General features: G+C 66.3%; 17 protein-coding genes. 13 read left to right on the top strand and 4 right to left on the bottom strand.

Features of this window, described 5'->3' with window-relative positions; translation table 11 throughout:
- From QZ994_RS14065 to QZ994_RS14015, 11 genes are all read left to right on the top strand, one after another.
- Positions 1-674, top strand: a 674-nt coding sequence (locus QZ994_RS14065; protein WP_290872765.1) for a hypothetical protein, incomplete at its 5' end; no start/stop codon positions are given.
- A 57-nt stretch (positions 675-731) separates the two neighbouring features.
- Positions 732-1,814, top strand: a complete 1,083-nt coding sequence (locus QZ994_RS14060) for an AI-2E family transporter (RefSeq protein WP_290872761.1) — start codon at positions 732-734, stop codon at positions 1,812-1,814.
- Positions 1,815-1,827: 13 nt separating this feature from the next.
- Positions 1,828-2,577 carry a DnaA regulatory inactivator Hda gene (locus QZ994_RS14055; protein ID WP_290872758.1) on the top strand — a complete coding sequence of 250 codons (750 nt, stop codon included), beginning with the start codon at positions 1,828-1,830 and terminating at the stop codon, positions 2,575-2,577.
- Positions 2,574-3,242: an HAD family phosphatase gene (locus QZ994_RS14050; protein WP_290872754.1), complete on the top strand. Its 669-nt coding sequence runs from the start codon at positions 2,574-2,576 to the stop codon at positions 3,240-3,242. Before QZ994_RS14055 ends, QZ994_RS14050 begins: the two co-directional genes overlap by 4 nt.
- On the top strand, positions 3,239-4,879 hold the full coding sequence (pcnB, locus tag QZ994_RS14045; RefSeq protein WP_290872751.1) for a polynucleotide adenylyltransferase PcnB: 1,641 nt from the start codon (positions 3,239-3,241) through the stop codon (positions 4,877-4,879). Before QZ994_RS14050 ends, pcnB begins: the two co-directional genes overlap by 4 nt.
- Positions 4,876-5,481 carry a 2-amino-4-hydroxy-6-hydroxymethyldihydropteridine diphosphokinase gene (gene folK / locus QZ994_RS14040; RefSeq protein WP_290872748.1) on the top strand — a complete coding sequence of 202 codons (606 nt, stop codon included), beginning with the start codon at positions 4,876-4,878 and terminating at the stop codon, positions 5,479-5,481. The genes pcnB and folK overlap by 4 nt, the downstream gene beginning before the upstream one ends.
- A gap of 344 nt (positions 5,482-5,825) precedes the next feature.
- Positions 5,826-6,038, top strand: coding sequence for a 30S ribosomal protein S21 (gene rpsU / locus QZ994_RS14035; protein ID WP_012346814.1), 213 nt, complete (start codon positions 5,826-5,828; stop codon positions 6,036-6,038).
- A gap of 152 nt (positions 6,039-6,190) precedes the next feature.
- Entirely contained in the window at positions 6,191-6,637 is a 447-nt protein-coding gene (locus tag QZ994_RS14030) for a GatB/YqeY domain-containing protein (RefSeq protein WP_290872745.1), read from the top strand.
- A gap of 104 nt (positions 6,638-6,741) precedes the next feature.
- On the top strand, positions 6,742-7,092 hold the full coding sequence (locus tag QZ994_RS14025; RefSeq protein WP_290872742.1) for a TIGR01244 family sulfur transferase: 351 nt from the start codon (positions 6,742-6,744) through the stop codon (positions 7,090-7,092).
- 87 nt (positions 7,093-7,179) lie between these two features.
- A complete protein-coding gene (locus QZ994_RS14020) occupies positions 7,180-7,710 on the top strand; it encodes a TRAP transporter small permease subunit (protein ID WP_290872739.1) in 531 nt (176 codons plus the stop codon).
- The gene (locus tag QZ994_RS14015; RefSeq protein ID WP_290872771.1) at positions 7,710-9,293 is read left to right on the top strand and encodes a TRAP transporter large permease subunit; all 1,584 of its coding nucleotides are present in this window, start codon (positions 7,710-7,712) and stop codon (positions 9,291-9,293) included. Before QZ994_RS14020 ends, QZ994_RS14015 begins: the two co-directional genes overlap by 1 nt.
- Positions 9,294-9,361: 68 nt before the next feature.
- Here QZ994_RS14015 and QZ994_RS14010 read toward each other — a convergent pair whose 3' ends face one another.
- From QZ994_RS14010 to pmbA, 3 genes are all read right to left on the bottom strand, one after another.
- Positions 9,362-9,784: a YbaN family protein gene (locus QZ994_RS14010; protein WP_290872736.1), complete on the bottom strand. Its 423-nt coding sequence runs from the start codon at positions 9,782-9,784 to the stop codon at positions 9,362-9,364.
- 277 nt (positions 9,785-10,061) lie between these two features.
- Positions 10,062-11,144: a TRAP transporter substrate-binding protein gene (locus QZ994_RS14005; protein WP_290872733.1), complete on the bottom strand. Its 1,083-nt coding sequence runs from the start codon at positions 11,142-11,144 to the stop codon at positions 10,062-10,064.
- Positions 11,145-11,304: 160 nt separating this feature from the next.
- The gene (gene pmbA, locus QZ994_RS14000; RefSeq protein WP_290872731.1) at positions 11,305-12,711 is read right to left on the bottom strand and encodes a metalloprotease PmbA; all 1,407 of its coding nucleotides are present in this window, start codon (positions 12,709-12,711) and stop codon (positions 11,305-11,307) included.
- A gap of 42 nt (positions 12,712-12,753) precedes the next feature.
- On the opposite strand from pmbA, the gene yjgA reads away from it, so the two are divergent.
- Both yjgA and mog read left to right on the top strand, forming a co-directional pair.
- A complete protein-coding gene (gene yjgA / locus QZ994_RS13995) occupies positions 12,754-13,356 on the top strand; it encodes a ribosome biogenesis factor YjgA (RefSeq protein ID WP_290872728.1) in 603 nt (200 codons plus the stop codon).
- Entirely contained in the window at positions 13,356-13,976 is a 621-nt protein-coding gene (mog, locus tag QZ994_RS13990) for a molybdopterin adenylyltransferase (RefSeq protein ID WP_290872726.1), read from the top strand. Before yjgA ends, mog begins: the two co-directional genes overlap by 1 nt.
- A gap of 15 nt (positions 13,977-13,991) precedes the next feature.
- On the opposite strand, the gene cysE is transcribed toward mog, so the two are convergent.
- On the bottom strand, positions 13,992-14,789 hold the full coding sequence (gene cysE, locus QZ994_RS13985; protein WP_290872768.1) for a serine O-acetyltransferase: 798 nt from the start codon (positions 14,787-14,789) through the stop codon (positions 13,992-13,994).
- Between the last annotated feature and the right edge of the window lie 149 nt (positions 14,790-14,938).

The following is a 14,938-nucleotide window of genomic DNA, read 5'->3' as shown; positions in this document are numbered from 1 at the left end:
GCGAGCTGGCCGTGGCCGCAGGCCTTGCGGGCGTGTGGTGGCTGGGCCGGGGGGATGCCGAGTTGGTGTCCGTCGCGGGACCGGCTGCATCGGCAAGCGTGGGGTCTGTGCCCCCTGTGGCGCCATGGGGCGCCGAGCCGCAACTTGCGCCCGATGGCCGCCCGTCAGACTTCCAGCCCGCGGAGTGGGCCGCCCTGAAGCAGGCCATGGTCCAAACGGCGCAGCCCGAGACCGAACTCGCCCGCGTCGTGGCCTCCCTGAGATTCCAGCGCGGCGTCTCGCATTGGCAGGCGCTGCAGCGCTCCTCCGATGTGGCCTTGCGCCAGCAGACCGCACGCAGCCTGCTGGACCTGATCCCCGATCGCTTGCGACAGGGCGACATCACCTTGGCCGAGGCCTTGCTGCTGGAAGCCGCGCTGTGGACCGAACTGGAGCCCGACGAGGGCCTTCGGCGCCAGAGGCTCGAAGCGGCCCAGCTCAGGCTCGGCGGGCTCGCGCCGCAGGTGGACGCCGAACAACAGGACCGCGAAGCCGCCCAGTCGGCCGAATACAAGCGCCGTGAGGCCGCCATCGTGGCCGATTGGCAGGCCAGCCCCCCGGCGGAGCGCAGCCAGGCCAGGCTGGAAGAGTCCCTTGAATCGGCACGTCGCGCCGTCTACGGCAGCAAAAACTGAGGCCGGTTTCCCACGCCGGGCCTTCCATGCGGTGGCTGCCCATAAAATCCACCGCTCATGACCACCGAATCCCTCACGAAGCCCCGCCTTGCCTGGGCCTTCACCGGCCTGGCTCTGGCGGCTCTGCTGTGGTGGCATGCCGCCATCCTCACGCCGTTTGCGCTCAGCCTGGTGCTGGCGTATGCCCTGCGTCCTGGGGTCGACCGGCTTGTGCTGCGCGCCAGGCTGCCTCGCGCCCTGGCGGTGGGCCTGTGCCTGCTGATGGTCGTGCTGGTGCTGGCCACCGTGCTGGTGCTGCTGGTGCCCATCGTCTCCGAGCTCACGCCGATGCTGCGCAAGCAATTGCCCGACCTGCTGGTGGGCCTGTGGTCGCGGGCCACACCCTGGCTGGCCCAATGGGGCGTCGTGCTGCCCAGCAGCGCCGAAGACATCAAGCTGGAACTCCTCACCTGGGCGCAGGATCACGCAAGCCAACTGGGCGCTGCGGCGCTGCGTTCCCTCCTCGTGGGCGGCGGCGGCCTGGTCAGCCTGGCCGGCTTGGCCCTGCTGGTGCCCATGCTGGCCTTCTACTGGCTGCTCGACTGGGACCGATTGATGGCCCGTCTGGTGCAACTGGTGCCCCTGCGCTGGCGTCAGCCTGGCCATGCCCTGATCGACGAGTGTGACGAGCTGATGGGCCAGTACCTGCGTGGTCAGGTCATGGTCATGGGCATCCTCGCCGTCTACTACGCCGTGGCGCTCAGCCTGGCAGGCTTCAAGCTTGGTCTGCCCATCGGGGTGTTCACCGGCCTGGCCATCTGCATCCCCTACCTGGGTTTCGGTCTGGGCCTGGTCCTCGCCCTGCTGGCGGGATTGCTCCAGTTCGGCGCGGGAGAGCAGGGCGCGTCCTACGCCCTTGGAAGCGTTGCCCTGGTCTATGGGCTCGGCCAGGTGGTCGAGAGCTTTTTCCTCACGCCGCGCCTGGTCGGCGAGCGCATCGGCCTGCATCCGCTGGGCGTGATCCTGGCGCTGATGCTCTTTGGCCAGTGGCTGGGTGTGTGGGGTGTGCTGATCGCCTTGCCTGTGTCGGCTCTGGCCGTGGTGCTGGGGCGCCGCGCCCTCCTGGCCTACCAGGCCAGCGGCTTTTTCAAGGCGCCGTGAGGACGGTCCCCGCATGAACCAGATGGACGTTTTTGCCTCCGCGCACCCCGCCGCGCCCATGCGCCAGATCCCGCTCGACCTCGGGCCTGTGGCCGTGCCCGGCCTGGACGACTTCGTGGCCGGCCAGAACACCAACCTGCTCACCTGGTTGCGTCAATGGCCCGATGTGCAGGGCCCCCTCTCGCCCGCCTACATCTGGGGCAGCAGCGGCGCGGGCAAGACCCACCTGCTGCGCGCCATGGTCGAGCGCGCCCTCGGCCTGGGCCTGGGCGTCATCTGGCTCAATGCCCAGACCTGTCAGATGTGGGATGCCGCCGATCCCATGTCGCCCACCCTGGCCCTGATCGACGAGTGCGAGGCCCTCAGTGACGAGCACCAGCACCTGGCCTTCAACCTCTTCATCGAGTCGGCCAGCCCGTCCAACCCCACGGAAACCGGCCCGCTCTACATCCTCGCTGCCGGCAACGTGCCCCCTGTTGACCTGCCCGTGCGGGACGACCTGCGCACCCGCCTGGGCTGGGGCCTGATCTTTGCCCTGAGCGGCCTGGCCGAAGACGGCGTGCGCGAGGCCTTGCGCCTCGAAGCGGCCCGTCGCGGCATGCGCCTGAGCGATGAACTCAGCGCTTACCTGCTCACCCGCTACAGCCGCGACCTTGGCTCGCTCACCCAACTGCTCGATCGCCTGGACCGCTATGCCCTGGCCGAGCACCGCCTGATCACCGTGCCCCTGCTCAAGCAGATGCTCGCTGCGGAGTCTCCATGAACCTTGCCCTCTTTGACCTCGACCACACCCTGTTGCCCCTCGACTCCGACCACGAGTTCGGCGAGTTCCTGATCCGCAAAGGCCTGGTGGACGAAACCACCCACCGTGCCCGCAACGACGCGTTCTATCAGCAGTACTGCGACGGCACCCTGGTGCTGGACGACTACATCCAGTTCAGCACCAGCGCCTGGCGCGGCCTCAACGCTACCGAGCAGGCGGCTCTGCAGCAGGCCTTCATGGCCGAGGTGGTTTTCCCGGCCATCCAGCCCCAGGCCATCGAGTTGATCGAGCGCCACCGCGCCCAGGGCGACCTGCTGGCCATCGTCACCGCCACCAACGAGTTCGTGACCCGCCCGATCGCCGACGCCTTCCAGGTCGATGACCTCATTGCCGTGCGCCTGGTACGCGACGAAACCGGCCAGGTCACGGGCGAGATCGACGGCGTGCCCTCCTTCCGTGAAGGCAAGATCGCGCGTGTGGAACAATGGCTGTCTGCCCAAGGTCGCCAACTGGCCGACTTTGACCGCGTGAGCTTCTACAGCGACTCTCCCAACGACCTGCCCCTGCTGGAGCGTGCCAACGACCCGGTCGCCACCAACCCCAGCCCCGCGCTGGAGTCCGTGGCGCTGGAACGAGGCTGGCGCATTCTTCGACTGTTCGCATGATCAAAAGCCTGATTGACAAGATTCTGGGCAAAGCCCCCGCCCGCAAGCGTGCTGCCTCCGGCACCGCGCCCCGGGCTGCGGCCGCCAAGCCCCGCAGCGCCGTGGGCAAGCGCGTCGAGGTGCCCCGTGAAGAACACGGCATCGACGACAGCCTGGTCGACCACCACGCCCGCAAGGTCGTCGAGACCCTGCAGCAAGCCGGCTACGAGGCCTACATCGTGGGCGGCGCCGTGCGCGACCTGTTGCTCGGCCTTCGCCCCAAGGACTTCGACGTGGCCACCAACGCCACGCCCGAACAGGTCAAGAGCCTGTTCCGTCGCGCCTTCATCATCGGTCGGCGCTTCCGCATCGTCCACGTGGTCTACGGCCGTGGGCGTGAGCATGAGGTGATCGAGGTCTCGACCTTCCGCGCCATCCTCGATGCCGATGCGGCCGAGCAGGTGGCAGGCAACGAAAAGACCTCTCGCAAGGAGTTGGCCGACAAGTCGCACGTGGTGGACGCCAGCGGCCGCGTTCTGCGCGACAACGTCTGGGGCCCGCAGGACCAGGACGCCGCCCGCCGCGACTTCACCATCAACGCCATGTACTACGACCCGCACACGGGCATCGTGGTCGATTACCACGGCGGCATCAAGGACGCGCAAAAACGCGTGCTGCGCATGATCGGTGACCCGGAGCTGCGCTACCGCGAAGACCCGGTGCGCATCGTGCGTGTGGTGCGTTTCGCGGCCAAGCTGGGCTTCGAGATCGAGCCCAAGACCCGCGCCCCCATCCGGGAGATGTCTGCCTTGCTGGCCAACGTGCCGCAGTCGCGTCTCTTCGACGAGATGATCAAGCTGCTGCAGACCGGTCACGCGACAGCCTCTCTGGCCGAGTTGCGCAAGCAGGGTCTGGAGAAGGGCGTGTTCCCTGTGCTGGACGCCGTCTTTGACGAAGCCCGTCGCCACCCGGGCCGCGAACAGTTTGTGCAGCTGGCGCTGGACGACACCGATCGCCGCGTCAGCGAGGGCAAGCCCGTGGCGCCCAGCTTCCTGCTGGCCTGCCTGCTCTGGCACGACGTGCTGGAGCACTGGAAGGCCAACATGGCCCAGGGTGAGCCGGCCTTCCCGGCGCTGCAATCGGCCACGGATGCCGTCTTCGACGCCCGCATTGGCGACATCTCCGGTCGCGGCAAGCTGGCCGCAGACATGCGCGAAATCTGGACCATGCAGCCCCGCTTTGACCGCCGCACCGGCAATGGGCCGCTGACCCTGGTGGAGCAGCCGCGTTTCCGCGCAGGTTTCGACTTCCTGCGCCTGCGCGGCCAGGTGGGCGAAGTGGCCCCTGAGCTGGCCAGCTGGTGGGAAGACTTCTCCCTGGCCGACCCCGCCGAGCGCCGCGACCTGCTCGACCAGGTCCGGCAGCAGGAGCAGGGCAAGCGCCAGGGTGGGCGAGGCAAGGGTCCCGCCCGTGTGGCCGCCCCGCGTGACGCCGTGGTCAGTCCGGCCACCGAGGCAGAGGACGGCGGCGGCGAAGCGGCCGACGACGACCAGCCTTACCCCAGCAGCACCGACGCCCCGCGCAAGCGCCGCCGTCGCCGCCGCAAGCCGGCAGGCGAGGGTGGGGGCAGCCCGGCCGCGGGTGGCGCGGGCGAGTGAGCAGCGAGGCGAGCGACGAGGTGAGCCGCGCCTGGCCCACGGTCAGTGCCTCGCCCGAGGCCTTGGCCTGTGTACCCCGCGCGCGGGCTTGCATCGGCATGGGGGGCAACCTGGGTGAGGTGCGCGTTCGCCTGCAATCGGCGCTGCGCGGGCTGAACGCCTTGCCCGCGACGGCGGTGCTGGCCGTGTCGTCGGCGTACCAGACGGCTCCGGTTGATGCGACCGGCCCTGACTACCTCAACGCCGTGGCCGTGCTTGAATCGGCCCTGGGCCCTCAGGAATTGCTGGCGGCCCTGCTGGCGTTGGAGCTGACCCACGACCGTGAGCGGCCTTACCACCATGCGCCCCGCACGCTCGACCTCGATCTGCTCTGGTACGACGATGCCACGCGCGCCACGCCCAGTTTGAGCCTGCCCCATCCGCGCATGACAGGGCGTGCTTTCGTGCTCGAACCGTTGGCCGAGGTGCTGGCGAGCTGGCCGCCCTCGGGCTCGGTCACGCATTCAAGCCAACCCGCCTTGCCAGCGGCCGACGTGCGGGCTGCGCTGCGCCAAAGCCAGGGTGTGCGCCGACTCGACGGCCATTTGTGGCCCCTGGCCTGAAAATTCCGCAGGTTTTTCTCCGCCTGATCTGCGCTGATTTGTCTTTTTGCTGGATCAGTCGAGAAAACCGGGGTAGAATCTCAGGCTTTGTTGGTGGGGCTTGTTGCATGTTTGCAAAGAAGTCCGCCTGCCAGAGCTGCAGCTTGCAGCGTTTTGCACACCGAGACAGGTCAGCCCGATTCCCGCCGCGATAACCGGACGTGGAACACGGGAGCGGGCCAAGACCCTGGTGGCCCGATGAGGGCGATCCCTTCGCCGGGATTTGTGAGGCGATCCTGAAGCAGCTCAGTGGGTGGCCATGCGAAAAGCCCTTTGAATGCATTCATACTGAAAGTGAATCCGTAATGACGACCATCCGTGTCAAAGAGAACGAACCGTTCGACGTGGCTCTGCGCCGCTTCAAGCGCACCATTGAAAAGCTGGGTCTGCTGACCGAACTGCGCGCTCGCGAGTTCTACGAGAAGCCCACCGCCGAACGCAAGCGCAAGAAGGCCGCCGCCGTCAAGCGCCACTACAAGCGTGTGCGCAGCATGCAGCTGCCCAAGAAGCTGTACTGATTCGCTTCTCCAAGACTTGCCCTCACAATGCGCTGTCAGCAGCGCGGTGAACGGTGAACAAGCCCGCGCGGGGACGCCCATGCGGGCTTTGGCATTTCTGGGCCCCGTCTTTTCCTTGTCCGCTTGATTTTTCTGACCTGACCTCTCACACCATGAGCCTCAAAGTACGCATCTCCGACGACATGAAAACCGCCATGCGCGCCAAGGACGCCGAGCGCCTGGGCACCATCCGCATGCTGATGGCCGCCATGAAGCAGAAGGAAGTCGACGAGCGCGTGGAGCTGGACGACACCCTGATCGTGGCCATCGTCGACAAGCTGATCAAGCAGCGCAAGGATGCGGCCCAGCAGTACGAAGCCGGTGGTCGCCAGGACCTGGCCGACAAGGAAAAGTCGGAGATCGTGGTGCTGGAGGCTTACCTGCCGCAACGCCTGAGCGCCGACGAAGTGAACGCGGCCGTCAAGGCCATCGTGGTCGAACTCGGCGCATCCGGCCCTGGCGACATGGGCAAGGTCATGGGCGCCGTCAAGCAGCGCCTGGCCGGTCAGGCCGACATGGGGCTGGTCTCTGCAGCGGTCAAGGCTGCGTTGGCTGGCTGACCAGGCAGGCACAATCGGGGGCAGATGCACCCCGGTCTGGCGTGGGCGCCTGCCGAGGGTGGCGCCTGGCCGGAGCTGGTTTCCTTCTTTCAAGGTTGTCGATCATGAGTCAAGTTTCACTTCAGCCCATTGCCGAAGACGTCTACGCCGCCCCCCAACTGACGCCCGAGGCCATGGCCGCGGCGGCCGAGGCGGGCTTCAAGGCCGTGCTCAACAACCGCCCGGACTTCGAAGGCGGGGCCGATCAGCCGACCAGCGCCACCATCGAGGCAGCCGCCCTGGCCGCCGGCCTGCAGTACGCCCACCTGCCCGTACAGGGCGGTTACCAGTCGCCCGAAGAGATCGCGCAGTGCGCGGCCCTGCTCAAGAGCCTGCCTCGTCCGCTGCTGATGTTCTGCCGCAGTGGTGCACGGTCTGCGCGGCTCTACACTCAGGCCGTTGCGCTGGACGACTGAGCGATCCTGTGGCCAGCCTGTCTTGGGCTGGCCTGCGCATGACACGAACGAGTCGGGGCCCATGAGCCCTGGCCGATGGAGACAAGCATGCACACCTACATCCGCCTGATGGACGCGCTGTCACGCCTGCTGGGCGTGGGCGCCGCCTGGGCCCTCCTGCTCGCCTGCCTGATCAGTGCGGGCAACGCGCTGCTGCGCTACACCTTCAACCTGGGCTCCAATGCCTGGCTGGAGGCGCAGTGGTATCTCTTTGGCATCGCGGTGTTCGCCGGTGCGCCCATGCTGCTGAAGCTCAACGAGCATGTGCGGGTGGACGTGCTCTATGGTGGTCGTTCTGCCCGAGCCAAGGCCTGGATCGACCTGCTCGGCATCGCGCTGGTGCTGATTCCCCTGTGCGCCACCACGGCCTGGTTGGCCTGGCCGTTCGTGCTCGAGTCGCTGGCTCAGCAAGAGCACTCGCCCAGTGCCGGCGGTTTGCTGCGCTGGCCGATCAAGGCGGCCATTCCTTGTGGTTTTGCGCTGCTGGCCCTGCAGGGCCTGTCTGAGGCCTTCAAGCGCATCGCCTTCCTGCGCGGCGAGCTCAGCGTCGACACCCACTACGAAAGGCCGTTGCAATGATCGCGATGCAAAACCTTGCGCCGATCATGTTCGGCTCTCTCGTGGTGGCGATGCTGGTGGGCTTTCCGGTGGCCTTTACCCTGGGCGGCCTGGGCCTCGGCTTTGGCTATTACGCCGTGTCGCAGGGCTTCTTCCCGGAAGCCTTCATGGCCAACCTGCCGCTGCGGCTCTTCGGCATCGTGTCCAACGAGCTGCTGCTGTCGATTCCCTTTTTCACCTTCATGGGTGCCATCCTGGAGCGCTGCGGCCTGGCCGAGGACCTGCTTGACGGTACCGGGCAGCTCTTTGGCAGCAAGCCGGGTGGCCTGGGCTTTGCCGTCATCATCGTGGGGGCCATCCTGGGGGCGATCACCGGCACGGTGGCCGCCAGTGTCATCGCCATGGGGGTCATCTCCTTGCCGATCATGGTGCGCTATGGCTACAACATGCGCTACGCCACCGGGGTGATCGCTGCCTCGGGCACCATCACCCAGCTCATCCCGCCGTCCCTGGTCCTCGTCGTGCTGGCCGACCAGCTGGGCCGATCGGTGGGCGACATGTACCGCGGAGCCATCGGCCCGTCCATCCTGCAGACCAGCCTGTTCCTGCTGTTCACCCTCGGCGTGGCGCTGTTCCGCCCTCAGTGGGTGCCGCCCTTGCCCGAAGAGGCCCGCACGCTGCGAGGCTGGCCCCTGATCCGCAAGGTGCTGTGGGGCATGCTGCCTTCCGTGGTGCTGATCTTCCTGGTGCTGGGCACGCTGTTCATGGGTCTGGCCACACCGACGGAAGCCGGTGCCTTGGGTGCCATCGGCGCCATGGTGCTGGCCGCCATGCACCGCCGCCTCACGCTGGAGCTCATCTGGCAGGCCATGGATTCGACCATGCGCGTGACCACCATGGTGATCTTCATCCTGCTGGGCTCCAGCGTGTTTTCGCTGGTGTTCCAGGGGGTGGATGGCAACAAGTGGATCGAACACCTGCTGAGCAACCTGCCGGGTGGTCCGGTGGGTTTCCTCATCGTGGTCAACCTCTTTGTCTTCTTCCTGGCCTTTTTCCTCGACTTCTTCGAGATCGCTTTCATCATCGTGCCGCTGCTGGCGCCCGTGGCCGAAAAGCTGGGCATCGACCTGGTGTGGTTTGGCGTGCTGCTGTGCGTGAACATGCAGACCAGCTTCATGCACCCGCCGTTTGGTTTCGCGCTCTTCTACCTGCGCGGCATCGCCGACCAGATCCACAAGAGTGGCGCGATCAAGGAGCCGATTCAGTCGAAGGACATCTACCTGGGGGCGATCCCGTGGGTGCTGATGCAGCTGATGCTGGTGGCGGTCGTGATTTTCTGGCCGGCGTCGGTGACCTTCTGGCTCGACAAGGCTTCGGCTGTCAACGCCGACGAGGTACAGATCGAGATGAAGATCGAAGACACGGGGGCTGCAGACGGGGTGCCCACCTTGCCTGAAGCCGCTGAGGCGGCCGCGTCGGGGGCGTCAGCGGCCGACGATGCGCTGCCAGGGGTGCCAGCGCCCGATGCAGGAGAGGGTGCCGACGTGGACCCTGCCAAGGCGATGAACGAGGCCCTCAAGGGCGCCACGGCGCCCACCCGCTGAAAGCCGCCCACGCTGGCAAACACCGGCGATCAGGGGCTGCAGGGTTTAAGCGCGGGGTCAACGCGAGGTCAGCGGTTGGCGTCGGGTTCGGCCCGCGTGGCCAGCCAGGCGCTGAGGCCGCAAAGGCCGGCCACGATGGCCCAGGTGATGGGCTTGGGCCCGATCATGGCCGCGGTAAAACAGGCACTCACGGTGATGCCCAGCACCGCGGCCACCTTGCCTTTGCGGCTGATCTCGCGACGCTCGACCCATCGGCGCAGTCCGGGTCCGAATTTCGGGTGCTGCAGCAGCCTTTCGCGCATGGCCGGGTCGCCCTTGCCGTAGGCCCAGAGTCCGATCAGCAGGAAGACGGTGGTGGGCAGCAGGGGAATGAAGGCGTTGACGATGCCGATGGCAAAACACAAGGCGCCCACGCTGCGCCAGGTGCGCTCCAGGGCCTTCTGGCTCCAGTCGCTGTGGGGGCGGGCGGTGGCGATGCGGGCGGGTGTCATGACCTGTACTCCTGGCGTCGAGTCGGGTCTTTGTGGGTGCCCACATGGCCCGTCCCGGTTGATCGGCCATCGGAGGCGGCAACTTGAGCCTGCCCTCCAATGACCCGGCCTCAATTGGGCCTGAAGCGAGACGGAATGACCAATACCGATTGCCTTTGGGCGGCATAGACGGTTTTCATGGACCCATGGCCCTGGCTTTTTTTAGCCCAATGGCCACTGGGTGACCGGCTCCACAAGCCCCATGGTCAGGGCCTGCGGGGCAAGAGGGGCCAGAGGGTCAGAGTTTGGCGGCCTGCATGTAGCGGTCGAAGGTGGCCTCGGTGAAGCGGAACCACAGGTTCTGGTCTGCGCGGAACTTGCTGTAGTCGGCGTAGACCTTCTTCCAGGCCGGGTTCTTGGCGTTGAGCTCGCTGTAGATCTCCATGGAGGCCTTGAACGCTGCGTCCATGACCGCCTTCGGCATCTGCACCAGGTTGGTCTTGGCCGCCACCAGCTGCTTGAGCGCCAGGGGGTTGTGGGCGTCATAGCGTGCCTGCATCTCGACGTGGGCATGCGAGGCCGCGGCGTCCACCATGGCCTTGTATTCGGCGCTCAGGCCGTCGTAGGCCTTCTGGTTGATGAAGAAGTCCAGCTGCGGGCCGCCTTCCCACCAGCCAGGGAAGTGGTAGTTGGGCGCGACCTTGTAAAAGCCCAGCTTCTGGTCGTCATAAGGGCCCACCCACTCGGCCGCATCAATGGTGCCTTTTTCCAGCGCCTGGTAGATCTCGCCACCGGGGATGTTCTGCGGCACGGCGCCCAGGCGCTCGATCACCTTGCCGGCAAAGCCGCCAATGCGCATCTTCAAGCCCTTCATGTCCTCCAGGCTCTTGATGGGCTTGCGGTACCAGCCGCCCATCTGGGCCCCCGTGTTGCCACCAGGGAAGCTGATGATGTTGTAGCGGGCGTAGAACTCGCGCATCAGCTTGAGGCCATTGCCTTCGTACATCCAGGCACTCATCTGGCGGGAGTTCAGGCCAAAGGGGATGGCGCAGCCGATGGCGAAGGTTTCGTCCTTGCCGACGAAGTAGTAGGGGGCCGTGTGGGCGATCTCGACGGTGCCGTTCTGCACGCCGTCGACCACGCCAAACGCCGGCATCAGTTCGCCACCGGCGTGCACCGAGATCTGGAACTTGCCGCCCGACATCTCGCCGATCTTCTTGGCGAAGACCTCGGCCGCGCCGTAGATGGTGTCCAGCGACTTTGGGAAGCTGGAGGCCAGACGCCAGCGCACATTGGCCTGGGCGTGCACGACGGCAGGGGCGGCGCCCGCTGCAAGGACACCGGCGATGCCCGCCTGGTGGATGAAGGAACGACGTTGCATGGGGTCTCCTGATCCGTGGGGTGATGGCGGATTCTAGGTTTCGCCATGTGACCGATTGCGCCGCACGGGGGAGGACTTTCCCGAGCCCCAAAGCAAAAGGCCGCTTGCCTTGTGACAAGCGGCCTCCTTGACGGTGGGCGCTTTGAACGCCGTGCGTTGCTCAGTGTCCCGCGACCTTCATCTTCTCGATCAGGATGGAGCCGACGGTCTTGCTGCCATAGGTGTAGGCGTCTGCGCCCACGGCCACGATCTGCTTGAACATCTCGCCCACATGGCCTGCGATCGTGATCTCGTGAACGGGGAACTGGATCTTGCCGTTCTCAACCCAGTAGCCGGCGGCGCCACGCGAGTAGTCGCCTGTGACGTAGTTGACGCCCTGACCCATGAGCTCGGTCACGAAAAGGCCGGTGCCCAGCTTCTTGAGCATGGCCTTGAGGTTGTCTTTCGGGTCGGTGAGCTTGCTCGACAGGATGAGGTTCTGAGAGCCCCCGGCATGTCCGGTGGTCTTCATGCCCAGCTTGCGGGCCGAGTAGCTGGAGAGGAAGTAGCCCTGCACGACGCCGTTCTTGACCACCATGCGCTTGCGTGTGGCGACGCCTTCGTCGTCAAACGGTGCGCTGCCCTTGGCCTTGAGGATGTGCGGGTCTTCGGTGATGCTGATGTGCTTGGGGAAGATGGGTTGGCCCAGGCTGTCGAGCAGGAAGGTCGCCTTGCGGTAGAGCGCACCGCCGCTGGTGGCCTGCACAAAGGCACCCAGCAGGCCGGCAGCCAGCGTGTTCTCGAACAGCACCGGCACTTCGCAGGTCGCAATCTTGCGGGACTTCAGGCGGGCCAGGGCGCGCTCGGCGGCGTAGCGGCCCACGGCCTCCGGCTTGGCCATGTCGCGGGCATCGCGCTCGGAGGTGTACCAGAAGTCACGCTGCATGTCGCGCCCACGGCCCGCGATGGGCGAGACCGACAGCGAGTGGCGCGAGCTGGCGTAACCACCGCGAAAGCCCCGGCTGTTGCCGGCGAAGAAGTGGGATTGCTGGGCCGACACACCACCCCCTTCGGAATTGGTGATGCGCGGGTCGACGGCCATGGCGGCGTCTTCGCAGCGCCGTGCCAACTCGGCCGCGCCTTCGGCATCGATGTCCCAGGGGTAGAAGAGGTCGAGGTCCCGCTTGGCGGCGCGGGGGGAGACGATGTCTTCTTCATCAGGCAGGCCGGCAGCCGGGTCTTCGGCGGTGTAGCGTGCGATGTCGTAGGCGGCACGCACGGTCTGTTCCAGCGCCTGGGGCGAGAAGTCGGAGGTGCTGGCGTTGCCGCGGCGCTGCCCCACATAGACCGACACGCCAATGGACTTGTCTCGGTTGCGCTCCACGTTCTCCAGTTTGCCCTTGCGGACCGAGACCGACAGGCCCATGCCTTCGGAGACCTCGGCCGCGGCGTCCGTTGCGCCCAGCTTTTTCGCCAGGTTCAGGCTGTCTTCGATCAACTGCTGGAACTGCTCCCGGCTGTAGGCGAAGCCATTGGACGACGAAGAATCGGGCTTGCCAGTGGTGGACTTGCTTTTTTGGACGGCCATGTTGTGGTCTGGTGGAGAGTGCCCCCGTATCATAGCGAGGACATGAATCCGAACCAATTTGATCAAGACGAGGGTTTCGACCCCGAATGGGACGACAACCGTCCGCCCAGCAAGAGCATGCTCAAGCGCGAGAGCCACGAGCTGCAGGAGCTGGGCAAGCAGCTGCTGGCCATGCCTGACAGCCGCCTGGACGACATCGAGATGCCCGAGCGCCTGCGTGAAGCCCTGGCCGACTGGAAGAAGACCAAGTCCTTCGAAGGCAAGCGCCGACAGCTGCAGTTCATCGGCAAGGTGATGCGCGGTGTGGACGCCGAGCCCTTGCGTGAAGCCGTGGCCGAGTTCCAGATGGGCCATGCCCGCAATGCACTGGAATTGCACCAGGCCGAACGTTGGCGCGTGGAGTTGCTGGGCGATGACAAGGACGTGGTGACCCGTTGGGCCGCCGAGTTCCCTGGTGCCGACCTGCAACAGCTGCGTGCCCTGATTCGCAATGCCCGCAAGGATGCCGCGGCCGAGCCCGACAAGCGCAATGGCCGTGCCTACCGCGAAATTTTCCAGTACATCAAGCAGGTGATGATGGCGCAGTCGGCCGAGGCCGCTCAGGTGCCGCCCGCACCGGCACAGGACGACGACGAGGACGCGTGATGAGCGAAGAGGTACCGGGCGCGGAGGCCCCGCTGCCGTGTGTGCGCATTGGCGTGGTGTCGATCAGTGACCGCGCCAGCAGCGGTGTCTACGAGGACAAGGGCTTGCCGGCCCTGCAGGACTGGTTGGGACGTGCCGTGCGCAACCCCATCGAGTGGGTGCCCCGTCTGATTGCCGACGAGCGCCCTCTGATCGCCCAGACCTTGCGTGAACTGGTGGACGAGGCCCGCTGTGACCTGGTGCTGACCACCGGTGGCACGGGCCCTTCGCCGCGCGACGTGACCCCGGAAGCCACGCTGGACGTGGCAGACAAGGCGTTGCCGGGCTTTGGCGAGCAGATGCGCCAGATCAGCCTGCGGTTTGTGCCCACGGCGATCCTGTCAAGACAGACGGCAGTGGTGCGGGGCCAGGCGCTGATCCTGAATCTGCCAGGGCAACCCAAGTCGATCGCCGAGACGCTGGAAGGTCTGCGCGATGCCGAGGGGCGTTCGGTGGTGCCGGGCATTTTTGCCGCGGTGCCCTACTGCATCGACCTCATTGGCGGGCCCTGGATCGAGACGCATGCCACCGTGTGTGCGGCCTTCCGTCCCAAGACGGCCAAGCGCCCCATAGCGGCCTGAGCCGCTCTGGGCGCGTCATTTGACGAGCTTGTTCAGGCCTGCCGCGTCAAAGCACTCGGTCTTCTGCGCATCCTGGGGCATGCAGTCGCGGGCGGCTTCGCTTTCGGCGCACAGGGCCAGTTTCTCGACGGCCTGCCAGAGCAGGGCGATCTGGTGTTCATGCCCTGCAGCGTTGTCGATCAGCCCACCCAGGGCTTGTGACAGCGGATCATCGCCTTCGGTCACACCGTAGGCCGAGAAGCCCATGCGTGCAGCCACGGCTTCGCGCTCGGCCTGCTTTTCGTCGAGCACGGCCTTTTTGGCCACAATGATGCGAGCCGGGTTGCCCACGGCGGTGGCGTTCGCGGGCACCGGTTTGGTCACCACGGCATTGGAGCCCACGCGGGCGCCATCGCCCACGGTGAAGCCGCCCAGCACCTGGGCGTTGGCACCGACGATCACGCCCTTGCCCAGAGTGGGATGGCGCTTGGCACCCTTGCTGAGGGAGGTTCCGCCCAGGGTCACGCCCTGGTAGATGGTGCAGTCGTCGCCCACCTCGGCGGTTTCGCCCACGACCACGCCCATGCCGTGGTCGATGAAGACCCGGCGGCCCATGCGGGCGCCAGGGTGTATCTCGATGCCGGTGAGGAAGCGACCCCAGTGCGACAGCCAGCGGCCCAGCCACTTCAGACCATGCGTCCAGCACCAGTGGGCGAGGCGGTGCATGGCCAGGGCGTGCAGACCGGGGTAGCAGGTCATGACCTCCCAGGCGGAGCGGGCAGCCGGGTCGCGCTCGACGATGCAGGCGATGTCTTCTCTCAGGCGGGCAAACAGCATGGGATTGCTTATGCGTTTTTCGAATCAGGGCAGGCGAGTGTAGCCGCGGGGCAAAAACCCGGCGGTGATCGCGGCGGGCTCAGCGCCGGTCGGCCATGGCCTTGGCGATGCCACGGAGGATGTGGATTTCTTCCTGGCGCAACTGG

The sequence above is a fragment of the Aquabacterium sp. genome (assembly GCF_021768455.1).
In the GTDB taxonomy this organism is placed as follows: domain Bacteria; phylum Pseudomonadota; class Gammaproteobacteria; order Burkholderiales; family Burkholderiaceae_C; genus Aquabacterium.
The sequence above is the reverse complement of the archived record's forward strand: the minus strand, read 5'-3'. Positions and strand labels throughout refer to the sequence as shown.

Coding starts and splice junctions, on each gene's coding strand:
- pcnB (WP_290872751.1), top strand. CDS start 3,239: ATGATCAAAAGCCTGATTGACAAGATTCTGGGCAAAGCCCCCGCCCGC.
- mog (WP_290872726.1), top strand. CDS start 13,356: ATGAGCGAAGAGGTACCGGGCGCGGAGGCCCCGCTGCCGTGTGTGCGC.
- QZ994_RS14025 (WP_290872742.1), top strand. CDS start 6,742: ATGAGTCAAGTTTCACTTCAGCCCATTGCCGAAGACGTCTACGCCGCC.
- pmbA (WP_290872731.1), bottom strand. CDS start 12,711: ATGGCCGTCCAAAAAAGCAAGTCCACCACTGGCAAGCCCGATTCTTCG.
- rpsU (WP_012346814.1), top strand. CDS start 5,826: ATGACGACCATCCGTGTCAAAGAGAACGAACCGTTCGACGTGGCTCTG.
- yjgA (WP_290872728.1), top strand. CDS start 12,754: ATGAATCCGAACCAATTTGATCAAGACGAGGGTTTCGACCCCGAATGG.
- QZ994_RS14005 (WP_290872733.1), bottom strand. CDS start 11,144: ATGCAACGTCGTTCCTTCATCCACCAGGCGGGCATCGCCGGTGTCCTT.
- QZ994_RS14010 (WP_290872736.1), bottom strand. CDS start 9,784: ATGACACCCGCCCGCATCGCCACCGCCCGCCCCCACAGCGACTGGAGC.
- QZ994_RS14050 (WP_290872754.1), top strand. CDS start 2,574: ATGAACCTTGCCCTCTTTGACCTCGACCACACCCTGTTGCCCCTCGAC.
- QZ994_RS14055 (WP_290872758.1), top strand. CDS start 1,828: ATGAACCAGATGGACGTTTTTGCCTCCGCGCACCCCGCCGCGCCCATG.
- QZ994_RS14020 (WP_290872739.1), top strand. CDS start 7,180: ATGCACACCTACATCCGCCTGATGGACGCGCTGTCACGCCTGCTGGGC.
- QZ994_RS14030 (WP_290872745.1), top strand. CDS start 6,191: ATGAGCCTCAAAGTACGCATCTCCGACGACATGAAAACCGCCATGCGC.
- QZ994_RS14060 (WP_290872761.1), top strand. CDS start 732: ATGACCACCGAATCCCTCACGAAGCCCCGCCTTGCCTGGGCCTTCACC.